A 24837-nucleotide genomic window follows, 5' to 3' on the forward strand; every position below is an offset into this window, starting at 1 on the left:
TTTCATACCAGTTGGTCTAAACATGACAGCGACCCTGATAGTTTATCGGGGTCGCTTGCTTTCTGGGGCTAGCTGATGGAGGGGCGGCTATACCTACTGAGGGAGGCGTGAGCGCCGATCCTGTTGAAAATGGGTGGTTGCCTACAATGCCTGGTAGGGGCCAGTGAAGTCTGCCCTAGGGATGGATGCTTTTAGGATTTGGAGGGGCCGCAATTTATGCAACCGAATAACCCCAATCAGTTTACGGAGAAGGCGTGGGAGGCGATCGCCCGGACCCCTGACTTGGTGAAGCAGGGCCACCAGCAGCAGATCGAGAGTGAGCACCTGATGAAGGCGCTGCTGGAGCAGGAGGGACTGGTTGCAAGTGTTTTGAATAAGGCGGGCATCCAGGTGCAGCGCTGGCGCGATCGCACGGAGGAGTTTATTGCTCGCCAGCCGAAGGTGTCGGGTAGTAGCGACGCGGTTTATCTGGGGCGATCGCTCGATACGCTGCTCGATCGGGCTGAGGCCCACCGCAAAGAGTTTGGTGATGAGTATATTTCTGTCGAGCACTTGCTGCTGAGCTATCCCAAGGACGATCGCTTCGGCAAGGCTCTATGTCAAGAATTTAAGCTAGATGAGCCCTCACTTAGGAAAATTGTGAACGACATTCGCGGTAACCAAAAGGTCACGGACCAAAACCCCGAGGGTAAGTATCAGTCTCTCGAGAAGTATGGGCGAGACTTGACGGCCTATGCTCGAGAAGGCAAGCTAGACCCGGTGATTGGCCGGGATGATGAAATTCGGCGGACGATCCAAATCTTGTCTCGCCGCACTAAAAATAATCCAGTGCTGATCGGAGAGCCAGGGGTGGGCAAAACGGCGATCGCCGAAGGCTTGGCCCAGCGAATTGTGAGCGGAGATGTGCCGCAGTCGCTGCGCGATCGCCGCCTGATTGCGCTGGATATGGGAGCCCTGATCGCCGGCGCCAAGTATCGCGGTGAGTTTGAGGAGCGCCTCAAGGCAGTGCTCAAGGAAGTCACCGAGTCCGGCGGTCAAATTATTCTATTTATTGACGAAATTCATACGGTGGTGGGGGCTGGGGCGACTCAAGGCGCCATGGACGCAGGCAACCTGCTCAAGCCCATGCTGGCCCGGGGAGAGCTGCGCTGCATTGGCGCTACGACCCTCGACGAGTACCGCAAGTACATCGAGAAAGATGCAGCCCTAGAGCGGCGCTTCCAGCAGGTCTATGTCGATCAGCCGACGGTGGAAGATACGATCTCGATTTTGCGGGGCCTCAAGGAGCGCTACGAAGTACACCACGGGGTGAAAATTTCTGATAGTGCTCTGGTGGCGGCGGCGACGCTCTCGACGCGCTACATCAGCGATCGCTTCTTGCCCGACAAGGCAATTGACCTAGTCGATGAGTCGGCGGCTAAGCTCAAAATGGAAATCACCTCCAAGCCGGAGGAGCTAGACGAAGTAGACCGCAAGGTTTTGCAGCTGGAGATGGAGCGCCTTTCCCTGCAAAAAGAGAGTGATCCGGCCTCCCGCGATCGCCTTGAGCGTCTCGAGCGGGAACTGGCCGATCTCAAAGAGGAACAAAGAACCCTCAATGGCCAGTGGCAGGCTGAAAAAGATGTCATTGATCAAATTCAGTCGCTCAAGGAAGAGAGCGATCGCGTCAACATCGAAATCCAGCAGGCTGAGCGCGACTACGACCTCAATCGCGCTGCTGAGCTGAAATACGGCAAGCTCACTGAGCTGCAGCGCCAAATCAAAGTCGCTGAGGAGCAGCTTGCCCACACCCAAACCAGCGGCAAGTCCCTGCTGCGAGAAGAGGTCACCGAAGCCGATATTGCCGAAATCATCTCCAAGTGGACGGGCATCCCGGTCAGCAAGCTGGTCGAGTCAGAGATGCAGAAGCTGCTGAACCTCGAAGAGGAGCTGCACCAGCGCGTGATCGGCCAGGATGAGGCCGTGACGGCGGTAGCCGACGCGATTCAGCGATCGCGCGCTGGCCTAGCCGACCCCAATCGCCCCACCGCGAGCTTTATCTTCTTGGGGCCGACTGGCGTCGGCAAAACCGAGCTGGCCAAAGCCCTTGCCGCCTTCCTCTTTGACACCGAAGACGCTATGGTGCGGATCGACATGTCCGAGTACATGGAGAAGCACACCGTCTCCCGCCTGATCGGCGCACCGCCGGGCTATGTGGGCTATGACGAAGGCGGCCAGCTCACCGAGGCCATCCGCCGCCGCCCCTACTCAGTCATCTTGTTTGACGAGATCGAAAAGGCGCACCCCGACGTCTTCAACGTCATGCTGCAAATCCTCGATGATGGCCGCGTCACCGATGCCCAGGGCCACACGGTGGACTTTACCAACACCATCATCATCATGACGAGCAACATCGGCTCGCAGTACATCCTGGATCTGCCCAGCAGCGCCGTGAGCGCCACCAGCGGCACTGAAGACGACACCCTGCAGTACGAAGAAATGAAGTCGCGGGTAATGGACGCCCTGCGCTCTAGCTTCCGGCCTGAGTTTCTCAACCGGATTGATGAAATCATCATTTTCCACCGGCTGTACAAGACTCAGATTCGCCAAATTGTGCGTCTGCAAACCCTCCGACTCAGTGAGCGCTTGGCCGATCGCAAGATGACTCTCAAGCTCTCCGATGCGGCCCTCGACTTTCTGGCGGATGTGGGCTACGACCCGGTCTACGGAGCTCGTCCCCTGAAGCGCGCAATCCAGCGAGAGCTGGAAACCCAGATTGCCAAGAGAATTCTGCGCGGCGAATTTTTGGCAGGCGACACCATTTTCGTTGATATCGAAAATGAGCGTCCCGCCTTCAAGCGATTCCCCGCTGAGCTTAGCGATGTGACGGTGTAGCATATTCCTCTGATACCCAAAACCTGGAATTCTCAACTAATGAAGAGGTTCCAGGTTTTTGGCGTGTGGAGCTGAAATTGGCCAAAAAGCAGGCCACTAGCTCGACATGGAGGCGATCGCCTAAGAATTCCGGAGTTGCCCCCATTGATCCTGAAAGCCGTTTTCGTGTACTCTGACCCCTCTAATGGGCTTTGTGTGCAGAGCTCGTCAAAATGAGGTTCAAGCGATCGCCCCTAAAGCTCTCAAACTGCTTGCGAACGGAGGATAGCGAAGAAGTATCGCGCCTCCATGGGTGCCAGTCTGCCAGCTAGGGAACGTTGCGATGGTCGAAAAATGGCAAAGCCTTACCAGGGAAAAACAACCGTCCCCAAGCTTGCTTGGCAAGCTTGCACTGTAGGCTGGGATCTGGTGCGCAAAAGTATGCTGCTAGACCGGAGCTGCTCAGGGGATGTTGTAATGATGAAATTCTGTAAAACCTGCGGCCATAGGACGCTTACGAGGTGAAATAGCTGTGAAACTGCACTGGCTTTTGCCCGGTTACTTGGGCATGTTCTTACTAGCGTCGCCAGCAGAGGCAGCAAAGCTGCAATCTTGGCGATTTGATGAGCAGCAAAATCGGCTGGAGTTTCGAACCGATGAAGGAGTCCAGCCTAAGGCGCAACTCATTACGAATCCAACTCGGCTAGTGCTCGATCTGCCCGGAACGACCCTGGGACGGCCGATGGTCAATCAGTCTCTCAGCGGCGCGATTCGCTCGGTGCGCGTGGGCCAGTTCGATCGCCAAACCACCCGAATTGTCGTCGAGCTGGCCCCGGGCTATACCCTGGATCCGGCTCAGGTGAAGGTGCGAGGGATATCGCCAACGCAGTGGACGGTGGATCTGCCGACGCCGCAACGGGTAGCCGAAGCGTCAGGATCGGCGCCTGCGCCCGTGGCTCAGTCGTCTTCGCCGCCTCCGAGGCCGTCCCCAGCGCCGCGTCCAGCGCCGACAGGCGCAACGCAGCTAGAGTCAGTGCAGGTGACGCCGGACGGCTTCTTTGTGCGGGTCAGCGGCCGCGCTCCGGAGCTGAAGGTCCGCCGCAGCAGCGATCGCCGCAAGGTCACCATTGATTTGCCAGACAGTACGGTGTCGCCTCAGCTCACCCAGTCTGAAATGGCAATTAATCGCTTTGGCGTAAATCGGCTGATCGTTACCCAGGAAAAAGAGGCGGCGCGCATCACTCTAGAGGTCGATCGCCAAGCGCCTGAATTCCGGGCGATCGCCAGCAGTCTGGGTGGCGTTGTGATTATTCCCACTGGCAATGTGGTGGTGAGCGATCGCCGGCCCTCGGAGGTCAATCCGGCGTCTGCTCTGGTGACGCCTCCCTCCACAGGGTCTACTCCCGCCGCCCAGCCCAAGATAGCTACCATCGAAGGCGTCGATCTGCGAGGCAATCAGCTGGTCATCCAAGCCAACGAAGCGCTGACCTACACCAGCGGCTGGGACCGAGAAACCAACGCCTATCGCATTGCTCTGCCCTCCGCTCAGCTCGCAGAAGATCTCAAAGGACCCACTCTTGACGCTAGTAGTCCGCTGCTGCGGATTCGCCTGCGCCAAGAAAATGAAACAACGGTGGCGATTTTGCTCCAGCCAGCGGCGGGGGTGCGAATTGGCCAGCTGAGCGCTGCGGGCCAGCGATCGCTGTCGGTCCCCCTAGAGCGATCGCAGATCGGCGTGACGCCGCCGCCCGGAGGCTCAACGGTCTCCGTCCCAACTGCCTCTACCAACCCCAATCAGCCGCTGCCTACCGCGCCCCGAGGGCGCATTGTCGTGGTGATTGACCCTGGCCACGGCGGTCCCGATCCCGGCGCTGTCGGCATCAACGGTCTGAACGAAGTAGACATCGTTGACCCAATCTCCAAAGAAGTGGCCTCACTGCTAGAGCGCCAGGGCGTACAGGCCGTTTTGACGCGCCGAGAAAACATTGATCTCGATCTCGAGCCGCGAGTCGCCCTGGCAGAGCGGGTCAACGCCACGCTGTTTGTGAGCATCCACGCCAACTCCATCAGCATGAGTCGTCCAGACGTAAATGGTCTGGAAACTTACTACTATGCGAGCGGCGAACGGCTTGCCCGGACGATCCACAACGTCATGGTCCAAGAGACTGGCGCGCGCGATCGCGGCGTTCGTCAGGCCCGCTTCTACGTGCTGCGCCGGACTTCAATGCCTGCGGTTTTGATCGAAACCGGATTTGTTACGGGCAGCGAGGATGCGGCAAACTTGTCTCGTCCGGAATACCGCAGCCGCCTGGCAGCGGCGATCGCCCGTGGAATTCTGCAATACATTCAGCAGAATTACTAAGTATAATTGCCTGAAAATTATTCCCTGAGACGCCTGTGACCCACTCTCCCCTGCGCTCATCGGCGAGCACATCGCCAAAGTCTATTTCTTCCGGGCCGGAGTTGTTTCGTTCCGGGTCCCTGGTTTCCGCTCGCGAACCCCATCAGGCGCGCATCGGCGTTTTTGATAGCGGAGTGGGTGGGCTCACAGTGCTGCGGGAGCTCTATCGCCAGCTGCCCCAAGAATCAATCCTGTACTTTGCCGACACGGCTCGGCTGCCCTACGGCACCCGTTCGAGGGCCGAAATTGTTCAGTTTGTGCGAGAAATCCTGACCTGGATGGCCCAGCAGCAGGTCAAGATGGTCATCATGGCCTGCAACACCAGCGCGGCCCTCGCCCTAGACGTGGTGCGGGCCGAATTTGATCTGCCGGTCATCGATCTGATTTTGCCGGGTGCCAAAGCCGCAGCCCAAGAAGGCGATCGCGTTGGGGTCATTGCCACCCCAGCCACTGCGGCCAGCAATGCCTACCGCCAAGCCGTCCAGGAGGTCAAGCCCACGGCGGAGGTCTGGCAGGTAGGCTGTCCCGAGTTTGTTCCCCTAATTGAACACAATCGGATTCACGACCCCTACACCCTCGAAATCGCCAAAGAATATCTCCAGCCCCTCCTGGAACAAGAAATCGACACCTTGATCTACGGCTGTACCCACTACCCCCACTTGGCCCCGGTCCTGCGCAAGATCCTGCCGCGATCGGTGAAGCTGGTAGACCCGGCCAAGCACGTCGTCGCGGCAGCAGCCCAGGAGCTGGACCTGATGGGACTGCGCAACCTCCATGCGCCCCTGCCCACCCGCTTTGGCGTCAGCGGTAACTCTGAGCAATTTGCGCAGCTTTCTATCCAGTGGCTCGGCTGCACGCCGCTTGTGGAGACGGTGCAGCTGCCGACCGTGTCGCCGCAGCCCTTGTCTGTCGAGGACTCTGCGGCTTGCTAATGGCCTCAAAACTGTAAAAAAGCAGGGACTGAGGCTCTTGTTCTCAGTCCCTGCTTTTTGTCGTGGCTCACAGTGGTTTGAGAGCTGCCTAGAATTCTTCGCGCTGGGCGATCGCCTGGGTCAGTTTCTCAACGAACTCAGGGGCCGAAATGCTGCCAAGCTCGCCCTTTGCCCGCGTGCGCACGCTCAGAGCATTGGCTTCGACCTCCTTCGCGCCCACAACGGCCATCACAGGGATCTTCTCCTTCTCGGCTGTACGGATCATCTTGCCGAGGCGCTCATTGCTGGCGTCCATCTCAGCCCGCACGCCGCGCGATCGCAGCTCATTCACCACGCCTTGAGCAAAGGCGATCTGGCTCTCGCTCACCGGCAGCAGGCGGACCTGAACCGGGGCCAGCCACAGCGGGAAGTCCCCAGCATACTCCTCGATCAAAATCCCGATCAGCCGCTCCAGCGAGCCAAAAGGTGCCCGGTGGATCATCACCGGTCGCTGGCGAGATCCGTCTTCGGCCACATACTCCAGATCAAATCGGTTCGGCAAGTTGTAGTCTACCTGGACCGTACCCAGCTGCCATTCCCGCTCCAGAGCATCCTGGACAATGAAGTCGAGCTTCGGCCCATAGAAAGCCGCTTCGCCCACCCCTTCGAAGTAGTTCATTCCCAGGGTTTCCACGGCCCGCCGAATTGCGGCCTCCGATCGCTCCCAGATTTCATCCGAACCGATGTACTTGTCTGAACTCGGATCTCGGAAGCTCAGACGGGCCCGGAAGGACTTGTCTAGACGCAGCGCCTTGAGCGTGGACTGGATGAGGTCCACTACTTTGAGAAACTCGTCGTCCAGCTGCTCCGGCGTCACGAAAATGTGAGCGTCATCTTGAGTGAAGCCGCGGACTCGAGTAAGGCCGCCCAGTTCTCCCGACTGCTCATAGCGATACACCGTGCCAAATTCGGCCAGGCGCATCGGCAGCTCTCGATAGGAGCGCAGAGAGGACTTGTAGATCTGCACGTGGAAGGGGCAGTTCATCGCCTTCAGCACAAAGCCCTCGTCCTCAGATTCGCCCATCATGGGGAACAGGTCGTCTTTGTACTTCTGCCAGTGCCCTGAGGCCTTGAACAGGTCAACCCGACCAATGTGGGGCGTGACGACAGGTTGGTAACCCCGCTTGATCTGCTCGTCCTTCAGAAAATCTTCGAGGGTCGATCGCAAAATCGTGCCCTTCGGAGTCCACAGCGGCAAGCCAGGACCCACCTGATCCGAAAAGATAAACAGACCTAGTTCTTTACCCAGCTTGCGGTGGTCGCGCTTGAGGGCTTCTTCTTTGCGCCGCTTGTACTCGGTGAGCTGCTCGGTGGTTTCCCAGGCAGTACCGTAGATGCGCTGAAGCTGCGCTCGGTTGGCGTCTCCGCGCCAATAAGCGCCAGCAACACTCTCCAGCTCAATGGCCTTTGGGTTGAGCTCGCTGGTATTTTCGACGTGGGGACCGGCGCAGAGATCCCACCATTCTTCGCCCAGGTGATAGAGAGTGATCGGCTCTTGAAGGCCTTCTAGGATTTCCAGCTTGTAGGGCTCTTGCAGAGCGGTAATTCGGCGCTGGGCTTCTTCGCGCGAAACTTCTTCTCGCACGACCGGTAGCTTCCGCCGAATAATTTTTTCCATCTCTTTTTTGATGGATTTAAGGTCTTTTTCGGTGAAGGGTTCTGGCAGATCGAAGTCGTAATAGAAGCCGTGTTCAATCCAAGGCCCGATGGTGACCTGGGCTTTGGGGAAGAGTTTTTGCACCGCCATTGCCATGACGTGGGATGCCGTGTGGCGAATTCGCTTGAGCGTTTCGGATTCGCTGGTGCGCGGCAAGTGGATTTTCTCGACCTGTCCGTTGGCTGCTTCGGAGGGGGCGGAAAGTTCTGAAGATGGCATTGGCTGCTGAACCATTGATATCGCTTCTACAAAAACTAGTGCGGGGTGAATAACGATTTTGTTTTTCTATTCTATCGACCTCTCTCCTCTTGACTTGCGAGGAATTTGCCAGAGCAAGGGCTGATAGGGACGATGGACACCCATGAACTGGATTTTGAAGTGCTTTTGTAAAGAAAAGTAAATTGCGTTAAGATTAGTGAGCGTTAGACTCATATCTGCTTTAAATTAATGTTTAGCTCAGATCTGCCAGAACCCGATCTGCTAAAGACTGTCCTACTGCCTCTGCTAGAGGATTTTCAGTACTGGTTTGGGCGATCGCGATCGCTTTTAGAATCAGAGGAAATTACGTTCTTGAGCCAAGACCAACAGGCTGACCTGCTGGCACGGGTGTGCCAAGCACAGCAGGAAGTCATGGCTGCTCAGGCACTCTTTAATGCGACAGATGGACAGGTGGGAGTTGAAACGGCAGCCCTCATGCCATGGCACCAACTGGTGACCGAGTGTTGGCAAGTTGGAATGCGCTTGCGTACAGAAAAATCGAGAAGCTAGGGTCGCAAGAGTTCGTCCTAGGCGTGGGCGAGAAGTCTAAACTTGCTAGTGCCTTGGCCAGCGATCAGTGATCTAGCCGTAGGAAACAGACTCTGGGAAAAGCGCTAGTCCGCCTAGGGTCCTTGTAAACTGAAAATATTGGAAAGAGCCACTAAGCACCTGAATATGGTGGTTCTACCGACCGAGCACCCCTGTGTAGGCTTAGCGACCTGGAGCGATCGACGATGCTACATCTGCTTTACATCCTCACGTTCACCCTTTTGGCTGGTTTAGCTGTGGTCAATTTGGTGCGGAATTTGATGATGTTGAGCGCGTCAGAAAATAAGCGATCGCAGACCCCAGCCCGTTTCCAGGTCAACGCGGCTGAAGGCCTCAATCGCCAGCGCCGCAGCGTACCGCATCCCGAATTTTTGGATGAAACCGGTCAACTCATTGAAGAGCCCCTGCTGGTCATGCGCTCAGTCAATGTTGAAGAAGCACGCCAGCGCCTTGACGCACTCTACAATGCTTCCCCCAATCCCAGCACTGGGGAAACGCCAGAAGAGGCATAGTCTATCCGCCAGCCAGGTTTTGGGTTAACCAAGGGTTCCTTCGAGCTTGGAGAAATCGAATCCCTTGCTGTTGCGTCACACTATGCGCAGATTCTAAAGTTCGCCGAGAGTACGAACTGCAAAGGCGCAATTGGCGTGAGAATCTTCAACCTGCCCACTAGGCCTTTAAGTCAAGGCTGAGGGCTAGAGACTTCTGTGAGACGTTTGCCCGCAGGAAGCCAATAGTTTGATTGGCCACTCGGAATGGGAAAAATGCCGGCGGTATTAAGGGCGAATTAATCTTGCACCTATTCTCGGCTAGTAATAGAACCATTCTGAGGATATAAATCACCAAGCTCCCTAATCAATGCTACGGCAAGACCTACTGAGAAGCTTGGGCTAAACGTCGCGCTAAAGAACGGTGAATGATTGGATAGAGTGGGAGCGAATTTATGCTGCGTGGAAGCGTGGATTGGCACGCAGCAGACCCAGGTCAAATGCCTGAATCCACTCTAAGAACTGGGGTTCAATGATCTCTGCACTGCCGACTTGCAGCAAAAAAGCAGTGTACTGGGTTCTTTGCTTGACCACGATGGCTTCGCAGCCGTCTCCGTGGATAACTGCGTAGTGAAAGCCTTCTAGCTTCAGAGATGACGTGAGGAGCGATCGCAATCCCAAAGCTTGAAAAATGGTCTGAACCCAACTGATATTGCTGTTTTCTCCACTCATCAAATACTCTTTGGGTAAGCCATTCAGGTCGAAAACTGCTGCGCCTAGAATGTAATTTGAGTAGTTGATGGTAGTGCTGGTTGTGCCGGAGGTAGACCGCAATCCAGAGCTCAAATTAGAAATCATAGTTAACCACAAATATCAAGTTGGTGAATGGAGAAAATCTAAGCTTGAAAAATCAAAGGAGAGAAAAAATTTCTATCAGGCAGCTTATAAGGAAAGTCTAAAGGATTTTAAAAGTCTTCGACGACCGTGGGATCGCTCACTTTTGCTTAAAGTAAGTGAGCGCGTAAATCGGATGGATGAGTAGAACTACGAAGCTTTGAGGATGTTTATTGATTAACCCATATTTTCTTATGAAAAGAACAAGATAGCGTGAGAATTTTATAAAAAATTTTGAAATCTTAATTCCACGTCCGCACACTTTATAAAGTAAGTTGTTTTTTGCTTTCTTGAAGAATTCGAAGAAAGTCTAAGAGTACGGTGGAATCAATGATACAGATAATTTCAAGGATTTTTGTGTAACGCTTTTCAGAATGTTTGTGGGAGTGATTGATTTGCTAATAGATAAATATCTTTATGTATTGGTTAAAGCATAACTGGCTTAAAAAATAGAAACGTTAAGCTCCCCAAGGCTGTACTTCTGGACAATCTCTAATCTTCATGAAATGGAGGAAGATTTACTGAGAACTGGGGCTGACTAAGTGATGAGTGGGGTAGCAGATAGGCTGTCGCCAAAACTGATAGGCAGCATAGGCAAGAGTAATGACTCCTGTGATGATTGCGGATTCGTCCACTTCAAATTTGGGGTGATGCAGGGGATAGTTGGGGCCTTGGGGCTTACCGACGCCAAGGCGGAACATCATGCCAGGAGCGTGCTGTAAGTAGAGGGCAAAGTCTTCAGCGCCGAGAGAGGCTTCGGGTAGGATATCGATGCGATCGCTTCCCCATGCGTCCAGCGCTGACGCTTCGACTAGCTGGGTCAGGGCCGGATTGTTCACAACCGACGGCACGCCGCGACGGTAGTTCATCTCGTAGCGGGCGCCGTAGGACTGACAAACACTCGCCACAATTTTTTCAATCCAGGCGGGCAGCTCAGCGTGGGTATCGGGATGGAGCGATCGCACTGTGCCCTGGAGCCGAACCTGATCGGCAATCACGTTGGGAGCCCGGCCGCCGTGAATCTGCCCGATCGTCAAAACAACGGGACGTAGCGGGTTCTGGGTGCGGCTGATGGCTTGCTGGAGAGTGGTGATCACCTGGGCCGCAATCCAAACCGCATCAATGGCTTCGTGGGGGCGTGCACCGTGGCCTGACTCCCCCAAAATAATGATTTCTAGATCGTCGGCGGCAGCCGTAAGGACTCCGTGACGAATGCCGATATTGCCTGCCATGATGGACGGAAAGGCGTGAACGCTCAAAATGGCTGAGACGTCTGTCATCACGTTGTCTTCAATCATCCACCGGGCTCCCTGGGCTGTTTCCTCGGCAGGCTGAAACAAAAAACGGTGGGAGCCCGGCAGATCATCGGCGATCTGAGCCAATATCATCGCTGTGCCTAGCCCAACGGTGGTGTGGATATCGTGACCGCAGGCATGCATGATTCCCGGCTTGCGCGAGGCAAACTCGAGATTAGTTTGCTCCTGAATCGGCAGGGCATCTAAATCGGTCCGAATCGCTAGGCGACGAGGATCCTCTCCCTGGCCATGCAGCTCGGCTACGACGCCCGTTTTGCCGACCATTTCCTGTACCTGGAGGCCGCTAGACGAGAGAACGCCAGCGACATAGGCGGCGGTTTGATATTCTTGTCCGCTCAGTTCGGGATGGCTATGGAGATGGCGACGAATCTCGACGAGACGGGGCGCGAGCTTTTGGGCGAGGTGTTTAATTTGAGTGAGCACAGACGATCCGGGAAGCAGGTCTCAGTATTTCTTAGTATGCTCAGACCTTTTGACATCGCGCAATCTTTGCGCTTCTGTTAGGGGCGGCAGGTGCTTGGAGCTGGAGAAATAGATTGATTGGTGGACTCTAGTTCTTCGCAAAGCTGGATCAAATCATAGATGTCGTTGCTGGTGTCGACGGGATTGCCATTGTCCGGGACCAGGGGCCAGTCGAAGGGGCGATCGACCTGCTCAGAACTAGAAGATGGTGTCATGGTGTTGTGGGGGCAACTGGAATAGCTTTTGATCCACACCGAGTAAAGCGCATTCCTTACGGGCGATCGCCTTTAAACAGAAAAATCGAAAGGCCACGCTCGGAGGAACGCGGCCTTTCGAAAGCACAAAATGATGAATAGGGTGAGTAAAAACTCTAGGAGCCAAGCTCTTGCGATCGCCGACAGGCGGCGCGAACCGCCTCAATAAAAGCTGAGCGGAATCCCGAGGCTTCTAGCTGGGCAATTCCGGCGATCGTCGTGCCGCCGGGACTGGTCACGCGGTCCTTGAGCTCAGCGGGATGCCAGCCGGTTTCGTGCAGCAGCTCTGCGGTGCCGCGAACGGTTTGGAGCGCGAGCTGAGCCGCGATCGTCCGGGGTAAGCCCATGGCAACGCCACCATCGGTCAGCGCCTCAATGGCAACGGCAATGTAGCCCGGCCCTGAGCCCGACAGCGCAGTAACAGCGTCCATGAGGTGTTCGGGAACTTGCACCACCTCACCCACGGCCTGAAAGACCTTTTGGGCTGTTTCGAGGTGGTGGGCCTGTACGCGATCGCCAGCGGCGATCGCCGTGATGCCAGCACCCACCGTAGCTGGCGTATTGGGCATGGCTCTGACCACCGGATGGGCCGGAAACGCCGCCTCTAGGCGCGCTAGGGGAGTCCCTGCCAAGATCGACAAAACCAGCGTAGTAGATGGAACCGCGTCAACGGTGAGCGTTGTCAGGGCCGTGTCAAAGATCTGCGGCTTAACCGCAATCAGCAACACCTCAGTTGCGATCGCTGCCGCCTGATTGTCAGCACTCGTCTGAACACCATACTCCTGAGCTAGATAGTCACGCCGCTGGGGCATGGGCTCGCTCACCATTACCGCATCAGGGGAATAAGTACCCTGACGCAGAAGACGGGATAGTAGGGCTTCGCCCATTATCCCGCCTCCAATAATGCCAAGTTGAATCACCAAGTCCGTGGATTTCCTTAAACCTTTGGTCGTGCTCTAAAGGCTAGAAACACTAGGCCATCCGGGCTGCAGGCTCAGCACTCCATGCAGGAGTCGGCGCTGCGGGACGGGGCGCGTAGGTCTGCGGCTGAGCCGGCGTCTCGAAGTTGTTGGACTGGGTGCTGACCTGCACGCAGCTGGGCGTGAACAAGAAAATGCTCTCACCGATTCGCTCTTGGTGACCGTCGATGGCATAGGTGCCGCCTGCCACGAAATCCACAGCTCGCTGAGCTTGATCAGGATCCATCATCGTCAGGTTCAGCACAACGGACTTGCGCTCGCGCAGCGCCTGGATAGCTTGGGGCATCTCCTCAAAAGAGCGAGGCTCCATCACCATCACTTCAGAAATGCCGTTTACCGCACCGGGCATGCCGATCACATTATTCATCGTAGGTCCCATTCCTGCTTGAGAGACTGATGCGCGTTCCCGAAAACGACGACGAGCCCGGTTTTCCTCTTCGGTTACCGCTGGCTGTTGAGGATTTTCTTCTTGGTAGAGGTTTTGGTACTCTTCCCCGTCCATCTCGTCGTATTCATACTCGTAGTCCATCGGGTCGTTGAGGCCTACGAAGTCCCGTAGCTTTGTGAAAATCGTATTCACCGTTGACGCTCCATCACAACTAAGGTCAAGCCTGCAAGCAGCTCTTACTTATAGAAGAAAACTGATAGCCAACCACAGCAAAAATAACTGCTAAGACCACCTTTTCAAACATCTGAAGCAAGACCTTAAGGAAGATTTAAAAGTCCTACCTGTCAGCTTGTTTGTTGGCACCCCATGTTGCTCTAGTTGAATTGAGTCAACAGTATACCTTAGATCTCTAGCGCGAACCGGTCGGTTGGAAAAGTTTAGGAAAACAGCGCTTGGATGGGAATGTTTTCGCCTAAATCTAATGCTTTCAGCTGCTTGCAGGAACTAATTTGTCTGCCAAGTCTTCAGTCGGGGGTGATATCCCAAAAAGATTGCTGGGCGATCGCCCTAGCAGAGCGACAATATACTAACCACGTTTCCGGCTGAGAAGCAAGAGGTTTAGGTCCTTTCACCGAAGAGCAAGCGTCCTAGGCGTATCATGGTTGACCCTGCCTGGATCGCTAATGGGTAATCAGCTGACATTCCCATAGACAGTTCTTGGATCTGAAGATTATTCAGATTGAGCTGATTAATGCTCTGACCTAACTGATAGGTATCTTGGAATACCATCAGGGTTTCAGCATCGTCGAGATTGAGGGGTGGAATGGCCATCAATCCGCAAATTTTGAGGTGCTGAAGCTGATTGAGAATTGGCAAGTCTTGGAGGAGCGTCTCGGCGGACCATCCATATTTGCTGGGATCGGGACGCAGCTTGACTTGGAGGCACACCTTGGGCGATCGCCCCTGCTCGGCGGCGAGGCGATCGAGCCGCTCGGCTAGCTTGAGGCTGTCGACGGAGTGAATCCAGTCAAAGGACTCTACGGCTTTGGTGGCTTTGTTGCTCTGGAGATGACCAATCAGGTGCCAGGTGATATCGCTTAGATCTTGCAGCTCAGCCTGCTTGTCGAGGGCTTCTTGGATCCGATTTTCGCCAAAATCTCGGATGCCAGCAGCGTAGGCTGTGCGGATAGCAGCAGCCGGAAAGCCTTTGGTAACGGCAATGAGGCGAACCGAAGACGGGATGCTAGCCCGAATTTGCGCAATGCGATCGCCCGAAGCGCTAGGCGCTGCAGAGTGGTTCATTGAAAAGTCTGCTTATAGATCCGCTGGAGGTGATTGTAAGCCTCATTGACGCTGCTTTGGCGCCGCAGGAGTCGCAGCTGATGCTCCACGAGCATCCGGGCATCGCCTCGACCCACTGGGTCGAATTTGATACCGCTTGGTCCGTTGCTCACTAGGAAAAAGAGGCGCTGAGCGTAGAGGGTAGAGAACAGCTCTTGATTGTCTTCCACCAAACAAACGCGAAACAAAAGGCCGAAGGTGGGGTGATTCAGGTAGGTCTCGGTGTTCATTCAGATTTTGGACGGACAAAGAGAGATCAGAATACCACTCGAATGCTGACAATATTCGGGTGACTAGGTCCAAAGAGGATCTCGGCTGTCCCCTGCTCGTCAGCCAGGGAGCCAGGGGCGAATCAAGCGAGACAAAAGAGAATCACCGTGGCGATCGCGTAGTCTCCGTCATGGCTGAGGCTGAGCTGCCACTGGGGCTGCTGCCAATCACTGAGGCGCTGGGCTGCGGCGCCATACAGCTTGACCATCGGAGCGCCGCTGGACTGACGCTGAATCTCAACGTCTCGGTAGCGCACGCCCTGCCAACCAGTGCCCAGGGCTTTGACAATGGCTTCTTTGGCTGCCCAGCGTCCGGCTAGCCGCTGAATGGGCGCGTTGGTGCGGCGATCGGCTGCTTCCCACTCCAGACTCGGAGCGATCGCCACGGCACTCTGCCAGCAATCTTTTTGCTCCGCAGGCGTATAAACTCGCTGTAAAAACCGTTCCCCAAAGCGCTCCAGCGTTGCCTGGATTCGGGGAACGTATACAACATCAGTGCCAAGGCGGATGTCCAAAGTGAGCAGTCTCACGAAATTCTTCCCCTCACTTTATCAGGATTGAGGGTCACGATCTGCCCCGAAAACAGAAGGCCTGGAGGGCCGAGACGTACTAGCAGCCCAGGGACACCTGGGACGGCACCAGCCCCAGCGCAGCCAGCTGGGCCTTGGCCTTTTGCAGCGACTCCTGCCACTCCAAGGTCGGATTGCTGTCCGCCACGATGCCCGCTCCCACCTGGCCCCAAACCTGGTGCAGATGGCTGTCGGGCACGGGGGCCATGAGCAGCGTGCGGATCAAGATATTCAAGTCCAGATTGCCTCGCTGATCGAGATAGCCGCAGGACCCGTAGAACAGGCTCCGGCGCACCGGCTCCAGGGTCTCGATGATTTCCATACAGCGGACCTTGGGGCAGCCAGTGATCGTGCCGCCCGGGAACAGCGCCCGAACCAAATCGATGCTGTCACAGTCGGGCTGGAGCGTGCCCCGGACATTGCTGACGAGGTGCATGACGTGGCTGTAGCGCTCGATGGTCAGCAGCTCATCGACCTCCACCGAGCCCCAAGTGCAGACCCGTCCTAGGTCGTTGCGCTCTAGATCCACGAGCATGATGTGCTCGGCCTGCTCTTTGCGATTGCTCAGGAGCTCCTCGGCCTTGCTGCGATCGTCGGTGGGGGTTTGGCCCCGGGGGCGGGTGCCAGCGATCGGCCGGGTCTGGCCGATGGATCCTTGGCGCTGGACGAGGCGCTCCGGCGAGCCGCTGACCACGCAGCCCCAGGGCGTCTGCCAGTAGCTGGCGAAGGGTGAAGGATTGATCTGCTGTAGCAGGCGGTAAAGCGCCCAGGGCCGCAGGGCGGTGGCTGTCTCGAAGCGCAGAGTTAAGTTGGCCTGGAAGATGTCGCCTGCTTGAATATGGGCTTTGGCCTGACGGACAGCGGCTTCGTAGGCGCTTTGCTCGGTTTGGAAGGTGACGGGGTGCGGTTCTAGGGGGGCTGGCGCTGGGGCTTCGGGCGATCGCGCCAGTTTCTCTTCTAGATCTCCTAGCGCCGTCGGATCGCTGGCGGCCAACCACAGCGTTTGCTCCCAGTGGTCCAGCACGGCAAAACAGTCTGGCACGTACCAAAAGGCCACGGGAAAAGGCAGGGGATCAGGGTTGAGGCTGGGGAGACGCTCGATCTCCCAGGCCAGGTCGTAGCCCAGCCAGCCCAGCCACCCGCCGGTAAATGGCAGATCCGCCACCTCTGGCTCGAGGGCGGCCCCAGAAGCGCGCTGAAGCTGTGCCCGCAGAGTCGGCAAAATTTGGCCCACGGGGGGCACCCAAACCTGGGCCTGACCCCTGGACTGGCGGGGCGGTCCGCCACAGAGAGAGTAGCGGGCGTGGGGATTGCGCTGGGACGGATCGGCGGCGATCGGGCTCTCTAGCAAGACGGCGATCGCCTGGGGGTCGCGGGGCCGAAAGAGCGCCTCGAAAATGTCTGAGCCGCTGCGTCCGCCCAAGGGGAGCGATCGCCAGTGCCAGGGCGCCAAAACCTCGCTCACGCTTCGCCTCCCCAGACGGCCCGAGCTCCCACGCAGGCCACCAAAAACGCGATCGCGATCCAGTCGGCTCCCCGCAGCCGCAGCTGATGCCACTCGACGCGGTGGCGATCGGGGCTGGTAAACCCGCGCACCACCATGGCGCTAGCGATTTGCTCCGCCCGCAGCAGCAAATTCTGCAAAAGCCGCTCCGCCACCGTCAGCCAAATCTGGGTCGCGCCCCGCAGCCCCAGCTTTTTCCAGTTGATAGCCCGCGTGCGCACCGCCCGCACCAGATTCTGGACTTCTTCGAGCACCAGCGGAATAAACCGCAGCGCCAGGGTCAGGGTCAGGGCAATCTCGGTCACCGGCACCCGCAGCCACCGCAGCGGCCCCATCAGGTCCTCGAGTCCCGCCGTGATCTCCTCCGGCGCTGTCGTCAGCAAAAACAAATTGGTGCTGTAGATCAGCGTGAAAATCAGCGTGCTGACCCGCACGCTCAGATCCAGCGATTGGCGCGTGACCTTGATGGGTCCCTGCTCAAACAGCACATAGCTGTAGTCCGTTGGCTGGGGCAGGCTGGGAGCGCTAGCGCTTTTGGCGGCTGACTCCGCAGAAATTTGGGCCGAGCTGGTTGGTAAGCGAGGCTGATGCTCGGCTGCTAGGCCATCGGGGGCGATCGCCGTCATCACCAAAATCATGGCGCACAGCACCAGTAGCCAGCCCATCTGCTGGCGCCACACCCGCAGCGGGATCAGCGCCCCCAGCGTCAGCAAAATCAGCGCTCCTACCAGCCCGACCCGCCAAGCTGGGCTCGCCAGTACCGGCGTCAGCAAGAACATCATCAGCCAGCCCAGCTTGACCCGCGAATCCAAGCGATGAAGCCAGGTGACAGGCTGCTCCAGGTAAAGTCCTAGAGGCAGCGATCGCATCAAGTCCATGAATGCCCTCTTGTGCTAGACCCGCGTTGCCCGGTTTGGATTGTCTCGCTCCAGCTCCCGCGACTTCTTGCCCCGCCAAATCAGCCGAATTGGCGTCCCGCTAAAGCCCAGAGACTGACGGAACTGCCGCTCAATATAGCGCCGGTAATTTTCTTTGAACAGAGCCGGATTGTTCACAAACAGCGTGATGGTCGGCGGCTTGCTCTGGACCTGAGTGCCGTAGTAGATGCGGCCCTGCTTGCCCTGGCGAGTTGCCGGTGGACTTTGCCAGCGCAGCGCGTCTTCTAGCACCTCGTTGATCACCGACGTGCTCACCCGGCGCTGGTTTTGCTCCGCCGCCGCATCAACAAGATCAAAAATCTTCGGCACCCGCTGCCCGGTCAGGGCGCTGGTGAAAATCATGTCCGCCCAGTTCACGAAATACAGGCGATCGCGCACCATGCGCTCAAAGTCGTAGATGGTGTAGGAATCTTTCTCTACCGCGTCCCACTTGTTGACCACCACTACGCAGGCGCGGCCCTCATCGGCGATCCGGCCCGCCAGCTTTTGGTCTTGCTCGGTCACGCCGTCCACCGCGTCGATCACCAGCAGCACCACATCGGCCCGCCGAATCGCCTTGAAGGACCGGTTAATGCCAAAAAACTCTGGACCGTAGTCTACGTTTTTCTTTTTGCGAATGCCCGCTGTGTCGATGAGCCGGTAGGTCTTGTCGCCTCGCTCCACCAGCATGTCAATGGCGTCCCGGGTGGTGCCGGATACCGGACTGACGATTGCCCGATTCTCGCCAACAAAAGCGTTAAGGAGGCTAGATTTTCCGACATTCGGGCGGCCCACGATGGCGACCCGCGTTTCTGGCGTCTCTTCGATCTCGCTGATCGGAGGCAGATGCTGAATGAGCGCGTCCAGCAGGTCCCCGGTGCCGTTGCCGTGAATGCCCGAGACTGGGTAGGGCTCCCCAAGTCCCAGCTCCCAAAACTGCGCTGCTTGGGTCACGCCCTGCTCGGGCGACTCGCACTTGTTGATGGCCAAAAACACCGGTAAGGGATGCTGGCGCAGCCACGTGGCGATCGCGTGGTCGGCCTCCGTCGGCCCCATCTGGCCATCGGCAACGAAAATAGCGGCGCGGGCCTCGCTCAGCGCGGCCATGGCCTGCTCCCGGATATAGGGCAAAAACTCTGTGTCGTCGTCAAACACCAGGCCGCCCGTGTCTACCACCATGAACTCCCGGTCCTGCCAAAAGGCGCGACGGTAGGTGCGATCGCGTGTCACCCCCGGCTCATCGTGAACAATAGAATCGGTCACCCCCGCGAAGCGGTTGACGAGGGTAGATTTGCCCACATTGGGGCGACCGATAATGGCGACAATCGGCAGGGCCATGGTGATATGCCGTCAGAGCAGCTGACGTTCGTAGAGAATGTCTGAAAAATATTCAGTCTCTTATTCTAACGAGGATGACGAGCGGTGGGGAATCTCCTGAAGCCTCGCTGACTAGCAAGACAAAGCAATCCGCCGAGGCGCAAAGGCTCAACCCCTTGCCCGTAGTCAGGTAGATTTAAGAAATAGATCTCAATTTAGCTTGTGTGGTTGCCAGGGCTAAGAGCGCTCTGGGCAGCCTCAAACTTTGGAAAAGGTTGATGAAATAATGATTACGGCTCTAATCTTGCTGGTTGCGCTGGCGATTTTGGCGTGGGGCTTTTACCGGGCGCGGCCCTACGGGAAAGTCGGGATTTTTGCCTGGCTCCAGTCCGTGGCGCTGATGCTGCCGTGGCTGCTGTTTTTTGGGCTGGCGGCGGCGGGGATCTACCTCAATATTGTGGGGGTGATTTTCCTGCTGGTGGCGTCCACGGCGGTGTACATCTTGCTGGGACGACAGCTGCGGGCAGCGGGTCAAAAAGGCGCTCTTCCCCGTCGGGCGGCGGCGATCGCCGATGCCGCAGCAGAAGCCGCCAGCGAGGAAACCCCCGCGATCGCGCAACCCCAGGAGCCTGAGCCCGCCTTTACCCCCGTCCCGGCCGAGGACCTGCAAAAAATGCGGGGGCTGTTTGGCATTGAGACCTTTTTTGCCACAGAGACGATTCCCTATCAGGACGGGGTCATTTTCAAGGGCAATCTGCGGGGTGAGCCAGCGGCAACCCACGAGCGCCTGTCATCTGCGTTGACGGAGCAGTTGGGCGATCGCTACCGCCTCTTCTTGGTCGAGAACCAAGACCAAAAGCCCGTGGTCATCGTCCTGCCTAGCGCTAATGATCCACCAAAAGGCGGCTTGGCCCAAAAAGTCTTTGCGGTGCCGCTGTTTCTAGCGACCGTGGCCACCTGCCTGGAGCGCGGGGGCTTGCAGCTGGGCGTGGATGTCCTCAGCGATCCCCAGCGATTGCAGGATGCGCTGCCCCTGGGACTGGGGATTTTGGCGGTGATTTTGCTCCATGAGGTGGGCCACTGGGTCACCGCCCGCCGCTATAAAATTCGCCTGAGCTGGCCCTATTTCATTCCGGCGTGGCAGCTCGGCTCCTTCGGCGCGATTACTCGCTTTGAGTCTCTGCTGCCCAACCGGACGGTGCTGTTTGACATTGCCTTTGCGGGGCCAGCGGTGGGGGCGCTCTTGTCCCTGGTGATGCTGGTGGTGGGGCTGCTGCTGTCGATTCCCAGCGGCCTACCGCAGCCGCTGCCGGGCTACTTTGAAACGGTGCCGACGGAGTTCTTCGAGGGCTCGATTTTGGTTGGGACCCTAGCGCGGGTGATTTTGGGAGCAGAGCTAAAAGACACGGTAGTCAATATCCATCCTCTGATGGCGGTTGGCTGGCTGGGTCTGGTGATTACGGCGCTGAACTTGCTGCCAGCGGGCCAGCTCGATGGCGGCAGAATAGTGCAGGCGATCTATGGACGCCGGGTGGCGGCGCGCTTGACGGTAGGCACGTTAATTTTGTTAGCGATCGCCTCCCTCGCAAATCCCCTAGCTTTGTACTGGGGGGTATTGGTGCTCTTTTTACAGCGCCAGCCAGAGCGTCCCACCCTAGAGGAGCTGACCGAGCCCAATGACGCTCGAGCGGCTTTAGCACTTTTGGCGCTTTTTTTGACGGTCATGACCCTTTTTCCGCTGACGCCGAGCCTGGCAGGACGTCTCGGTATTGGTGGGTAAGGATGGACACTAACGGCTGAAAACCAGACTGGGTTTTACTTTCAACCAAGTCTTTGGGAGGGGCTCCCAAGGGGAACAGAGTCGCTAAACTTTGGATGAAAGCCGTGTTCCTGAGTAAAAAGTCATGTTAGCCCCCCCGTCAGTCCTGTTTGTGTTTGACCTTGGCGCGCTGCTCAATACGACGGTGCGAGAGTGGCCGAATTTCTCGCGTCTGGGCGTGTGCGCCGTGCCCCAATCGGTGTTTGAAGAAATCCAGTACTACGCGTCTGGCCGCGCTCCGGAGGTTGAGCAGGAAAAAACAGCGCGAGAATTTTTGCGCTTTTCTCCTGAGAGTCTTTGGCAAGTGACAACGGCCCAGGGTGAGCACCCCGGCCTGATGCCGCTGCTGGGGCAGGAAATGAGTCGGCAGGCGCGCATGAAGCTGGCGATCGCCCAGTGTGCCTACGGCCTGGCCGAGGAGCAGCTAGAGAAGCTGATTATTTTGGTATCCGATAGTCCAGCCATGCGCCAGCGCTGCTTTTCGCTGAATGTGCGCAATCTGTGCGCCATTACCAGTGTGGAGCTGCGTCAGTGGAGCCGCTCTCACCAGCGCCCCTTGGCGGTGGTCCAGCGGCTCCAGATGATGATTCGGGCCGAGAGCGAGCTGCTGCAACCCTTGGCCTCTCCCAAGAGCCGAGCTGCGATCGCCCATTCTGTTGCCCATGGTGCCTCCCATCATGCCCCTGTGCACGCCTCCCATGGCACCACCCGGAGCTATGGCTCCTCGGCGGTAGCGTCTCGCGCCCATCCCTCGCCGACCCGTTCTCGAGTCCGCGTGACCGAGGTGAAGTCGATGCAGCCCGATAGCCTATCCCAGATCGTGTCGCTGCTGCTGTCGCTGCTGGGCGTGGCGGTAGCGGTGGGGGTGGGCTGGCGAATGCTGTCTCCGGCGAGCTTCCAGGAGTTTTGGCAGCGATCGCCCGCCCAGTCCCGAGAGCTGCCGCACAGGCACGCCTCACTGGGGCTGCCAGCCGTCGCGGATCTTGGGATGCTCCACGGGTTTGGGGAAGAGGGTCTGGAGGGTTGATTGGCGATCGCCCTTCGGCTCCTCGGTGAGGTTCCACAGCGTCTCATAGAAGAAAAATGACACTCCCGTCATTCCGGCTTGGCGGGCCGCTTCGACCTGAGCGCGAATCTGGCTGCTGGGCACGTTGCGTCCCTTGAGGCCGCTCAGGATACCGATTCCCACCGGAATATGGCGGCGGGCTGCCTGGACTTCGGGCCGAGAGATTTCTGCCTGGAAGCGATCGAGGTCGTTGCGGTAAACCTGGATCATCAGCTCTTCGACATAGCCCCGCCGTTCCCAGGTTTGCCAGTCCTGCAAGAAGCTAGTGTAGGCAAATTCCTGGGGATTGGGCGAGAGGGCGACGATGGCGTCTGGCTTTTCCGCTTTGATGGCGGCAAAAAGGCGGCCCATAAACTCGGTGATTTTGCCGGCTCGCCAGCGCACCCACTCGGGGTCTTGGGGATTGCTCGGGGGGGACTGGCCCTGATGCTCTGCTTTGTAGAGGGCGACGGTGTAGGGGTCGTAGCCGAGATCTGCGGGCAGACCCAGATGGTCGTCAAACTGGATGCCGTCGACGTCGTAGTCCCGGACAATCTCGACCACCAAATCAATGATGAAGTCCTGAACTTCGGGCCGGAAGGGATTCAGCCAGACCCGCTCGTGGGTGCCTTCCATCCAGATTTTGCTGCCGTCGCGGCGCTGGGTCAGCCACTCGCTCCGGCGCTGGGCAAGCTGGGAATCGGCGGGAGCCATGAAGCCAAACTCGAACCAGGGCAGGACGGTCAAGCCGCGATCGCGCCCTTCTTTGACCACTTCAGCCAGCATGTCTCGGCCCTGTAGTCCGGGCTCGGGGTCTAGCTTCTGGCCAGTGACGCTTTCGGCCACCTTGCTGGGATAGAGGGTGTAGCCCCAGTTCCAGACGGTGGGATAGACGGTGTTGAAGTTTAGGCGATCGAGCTCTGCCAGGGCCGCGCGCAGGCGATCGCGGCTAAACAAGACATCACTGTCGATATTGGTCAGCCAAACGCCGCGAATTTCGGCCCGATCCTGGTTGGGCACGCTGCTGGTGGCTTTGGCGATGTACTGCGGCGGGACCAGGGCCGCGGGCACGCTCTGACCGGCCAGAGCCTGACACAGGAAGGCAGCCACTTCGCCCCGACTGGCGGGCTGATTGGGATTGAGGCGGCGGGCATTGGGATAGTTGACCACCCAGCCTTTTTCGAGAGCGCCGGCGATCGCCCCCACCGCGTAGCTGGGGATGCTGGCCTGATCCTCGAGAGCCTGACCCAAAATCGCGCTAGCAGGCTGGCTCGGCGTAGCCTTGAGACCGCTGGCCAGGGAAACTAAAACCTGCACCCGAGGAATCTGCTGACTGGGATTGAAGCGATTGCCTGGATAACCTGACAAAAAGGTGGTGCGGTAGGCGGACTGGATGGCGTCGTGGGCCCAGTAGCTGCGGCCAACATCGCTAAAGGCGGAGGCGCTGCGGGTGTTGGCCGCATTGGGAAAGGCGCGGCGCACCATAGCCGCAAACTCAGCCCGCGTGACGGTCGCGTTGGGCTTGAAGGTGCCGTCGGGATAGCCGCTGAGGATGTTTTTCTGGGCAAGCTGGCTGATGCAGGCCTGACCCCAGTGGCCCGACAGATCGGCAAACTGAGACTGGGCGAGGGCTGGGGGAGCGGCGATCGCCCCGAGCAGTGAAAGCGCGAACCAGGCAACAGGCGATCGCCCGACCCCGATCAAGAAACGATTCATAGGTGTCTCAAAATGGCAGAGTAACGGTGAGTCGATTTTTTGCCCAGTGTTGCATAAAGCGATCGCTGAATCGAAGCACCGCAACACAATGCAGCCCACCGATACTGATCGACACACTTTTACGCTGCCTGTTCCAGTCGGAGGCAACCGGTAAAGCGCGATCGCTCAGTAAAGATACTCGTTAGGTAAATCGTCTGGTCGAAGAAGATTATCCTGCCTAAAAATCTGCACGCAGATTATTTGGTTACAACAGATTGTTCAGTCTCTGATTAAGAAATATTTTGTGTGAAAAATAGTTATTGAATTAAAGAAAGTAAGCAAGTGTTTGGATAGCTATTAAGTAGTGCTAATGTTGTGGAGAAATATTTTTAATTCTTTGAGAAAGCCTGTTAGAAGCTTCAGTCGGGTTTTCCAATAATTTTTAGATAAGTCGAAGTTAAAGAAAGGCCCGTGAAATAAAAAGCACTCCCAAGTCGGGAGTGCTTTTTGCCAGTCTGCATTGACGGGGAGGGAGGCTATAGCACCTCGGTATTGTCCTGATCGGCCCTCGGAAACTGGGCCAATGGACAATCTTTTTAGTCAATCGCTCGCTTCATCTTATCTTTCGCGTTTTCTACCGTGTTGCGAGCTTCTGCCTCAGTTTGCTTAGCTTTGCCAGCAGCCTTGTCTTGGGGATCGCCGGTGACTTCTCCCTTGGCTTCTTGCGCTTTTCCCTCAATGTTTTTAGCGGCTGCTTTTGCTCTATCTTCAAGACTCATGAGTCAAACTCCTGTTTTAATGCTAAAGAAAACCAATCGGGAACTGCTAAATGCCAATTGATAATTTCAGCTTAAAAGAAGGGGCGATCGCCATCCTCATTCGTAAGTAAT

Annotated in this window: 21 protein-coding genes; 7 read left to right on the top strand and 14 right to left on the bottom strand. The window is 57.2% G+C overall.

Features of this window, described 5'->3' with window-relative positions:
* Positions 1-216 precede the first annotated feature (216 nt).
* The 3 genes from clpB (at position 217) to murI (ending at position 6186) form a co-directional block, all read left to right on the top strand.
* Positions 217-2874 carry an ATP-dependent chaperone ClpB gene (clpB, locus tag GEI7407_RS04745; protein ID WP_015170993.1) on the top strand — a complete coding sequence of 886 codons (2658 nt, stop codon included), beginning with the start codon at positions 217-219 and terminating at the stop codon, positions 2872-2874.
* A 511-nt stretch (positions 2875-3385) separates the two neighbouring features.
* A complete protein-coding gene (locus tag GEI7407_RS04750) occupies positions 3386-5215 on the top strand; it encodes an N-acetylmuramoyl-L-alanine amidase (RefSeq protein WP_015170994.1) in 1830 nt (609 codons plus the stop codon).
* A gap of 83 nt (positions 5216-5298) precedes the next feature.
* Positions 5299-6186 (top strand): glutamate racemase, encoded by an 888-nt coding sequence (murI, locus tag GEI7407_RS04755; RefSeq protein ID WP_396229531.1) that lies wholly within the window; start codon positions 5299-5301, stop codon positions 6184-6186.
* 88 nt (positions 6187-6274) lie between these two features.
* On the opposite strand, the gene thrS is transcribed toward murI, so the two are convergent.
* Positions 6275-8116 (bottom strand): threonine--tRNA ligase, encoded by a 1842-nt coding sequence (gene thrS, locus GEI7407_RS04760; RefSeq protein ID WP_015170996.1) that lies wholly within the window; start codon positions 8114-8116, stop codon positions 6275-6277.
* Positions 8117-8329: 213 nt separating this feature from the next.
* Here thrS and GEI7407_RS04765 point away from each other — a divergent pair, with 213 nt between their 5' ends.
* Together GEI7407_RS04765 and GEI7407_RS04770 are read left to right on the top strand one after the other, a co-directional pair.
* Positions 8330-8650, top strand: coding sequence for a DUF2605 domain-containing protein (locus tag GEI7407_RS04765; RefSeq protein ID WP_015170997.1), 321 nt, complete (start codon positions 8330-8332; stop codon positions 8648-8650).
* 224 nt (positions 8651-8874) lie between these two features.
* Entirely contained in the window at positions 8875-9201 is a 327-nt protein-coding gene (locus GEI7407_RS04770; protein ID WP_015170998.1) for a DUF2973 domain-containing protein, read from the top strand.
* A 429-nt stretch (positions 9202-9630) separates the two neighbouring features.
* Here GEI7407_RS04770 and GEI7407_RS04775 read toward each other — a convergent pair whose 3' ends face one another.
* From GEI7407_RS04775 to der, 11 genes are all read right to left on the bottom strand, one after another.
* Positions 9631-10035: a hypothetical protein gene (locus GEI7407_RS04775; RefSeq protein WP_015170999.1), complete on the bottom strand. Its 405-nt coding sequence runs from the start codon at positions 10033-10035 to the stop codon at positions 9631-9633.
* A 554-nt stretch (positions 10036-10589) separates the two neighbouring features.
* Complete coding sequence (locus tag GEI7407_RS04780; RefSeq protein ID WP_015171000.1) at positions 10590-11810, bottom strand: M20 family metallopeptidase; 1221 nt, start codon at positions 11808-11810, stop codon at positions 10590-10592.
* A 77-nt stretch (positions 11811-11887) separates the two neighbouring features.
* Complete coding sequence (locus tag GEI7407_RS21310; RefSeq protein WP_015171001.1) at positions 11888-12064, bottom strand: hypothetical protein; 177 nt, start codon at positions 12062-12064, stop codon at positions 11888-11890.
* 155 nt (positions 12065-12219) lie between these two features.
* A complete protein-coding gene (gene proC, locus GEI7407_RS04785; protein ID WP_041268275.1) occupies positions 12220-12990 on the bottom strand; it encodes a pyrroline-5-carboxylate reductase in 771 nt (256 codons plus the stop codon).
* A gap of 85 nt (positions 12991-13075) precedes the next feature.
* Positions 13076-13663 carry a cell division protein SepF gene (locus GEI7407_RS04790; protein ID WP_015171003.1) on the bottom strand — a complete coding sequence of 196 codons (588 nt, stop codon included), beginning with the start codon at positions 13661-13663 and terminating at the stop codon, positions 13076-13078.
* Between the two features lie 426 nt (positions 13664-14089).
* On the bottom strand, positions 14090-14773 hold the full coding sequence (locus tag GEI7407_RS04795; RefSeq protein ID WP_015171004.1) for a YggS family pyridoxal phosphate-dependent enzyme: 684 nt from the start codon (positions 14771-14773) through the stop codon (positions 14090-14092).
* Positions 14770-15042: a transcriptional coactivator PipX gene (gene pipX / locus GEI7407_RS04800; RefSeq protein ID WP_015171005.1), complete on the bottom strand. Its 273-nt coding sequence runs from the start codon at positions 15040-15042 to the stop codon at positions 14770-14772. Before pipX ends, GEI7407_RS04795 begins: the two co-directional genes overlap by 4 nt.
* 122 nt (positions 15043-15164) lie before the next feature.
* A complete protein-coding gene (acpS, locus tag GEI7407_RS04805; protein ID WP_015171006.1) occupies positions 15165-15611 on the bottom strand; it encodes a holo-ACP synthase in 447 nt (148 codons plus the stop codon).
* A 79-nt stretch (positions 15612-15690) separates the two neighbouring features.
* Complete coding sequence (locus GEI7407_RS04810) at positions 15691-17208, bottom strand: anthranilate synthase component I (protein ID WP_150109723.1); 1518 nt, start codon at positions 17206-17208, stop codon at positions 15691-15693.
* On the bottom strand, positions 17112-18032 hold the full coding sequence (locus GEI7407_RS04815; protein ID WP_015171008.1) for an energy-coupling factor transporter transmembrane protein EcfT: 921 nt from the start codon (positions 18030-18032) through the stop codon (positions 17112-17114). Before GEI7407_RS04815 ends, GEI7407_RS04810 begins: the two co-directional genes overlap by 97 nt.
* Positions 18033-18047: 15 nt before the next feature.
* Positions 18048-19409, bottom strand: a complete 1362-nt coding sequence (gene der / locus GEI7407_RS04820; RefSeq protein WP_015171009.1) for a ribosome biogenesis GTPase Der — start codon at positions 19407-19409, stop codon at positions 18048-18050.
* Between the two features lie 265 nt (positions 19410-19674).
* Between der and GEI7407_RS04825 the strand changes: the two genes are divergently transcribed.
* Together GEI7407_RS04825 and GEI7407_RS04830 are read left to right on the top strand one after the other, a co-directional pair.
* On the top strand, positions 19675-21168 hold the full coding sequence (locus GEI7407_RS04825) for a site-2 protease family protein (RefSeq protein ID WP_015171010.1): 1494 nt from the start codon (positions 19675-19677) through the stop codon (positions 21166-21168).
* A gap of 124 nt (positions 21169-21292) precedes the next feature.
* A complete protein-coding gene (locus tag GEI7407_RS04830) occupies positions 21293-22234 on the top strand; it encodes a PIN domain-containing protein (RefSeq protein WP_015171011.1) in 942 nt (313 codons plus the stop codon).
* Here GEI7407_RS04830 and GEI7407_RS04835 read toward each other — a convergent pair.
* On the bottom strand, positions 22163-23968 hold the full coding sequence (locus GEI7407_RS04835; protein WP_015171012.1) for a family 10 glycosylhydrolase: 1806 nt from the start codon (positions 23966-23968) through the stop codon (positions 22163-22165). The genes GEI7407_RS04830 and GEI7407_RS04835 overlap by 72 nt on opposite strands.
* 575 nt (positions 23969-24543) lie before the next feature.
* Complete coding sequence (locus tag GEI7407_RS04840) at positions 24544-24726, bottom strand: CsbD family protein (protein ID WP_015171013.1); 183 nt, start codon at positions 24724-24726, stop codon at positions 24544-24546.
* Positions 24727-24837 lie beyond the last annotated feature (111 nt).

The organism is Geitlerinema sp. PCC 7407, from assembly GCF_000317045.1.
In the GTDB taxonomy this organism is placed as follows: Bacteria; Cyanobacteriota; Cyanobacteriia; order PCC-7407; family PCC-7407; genus PCC-7407.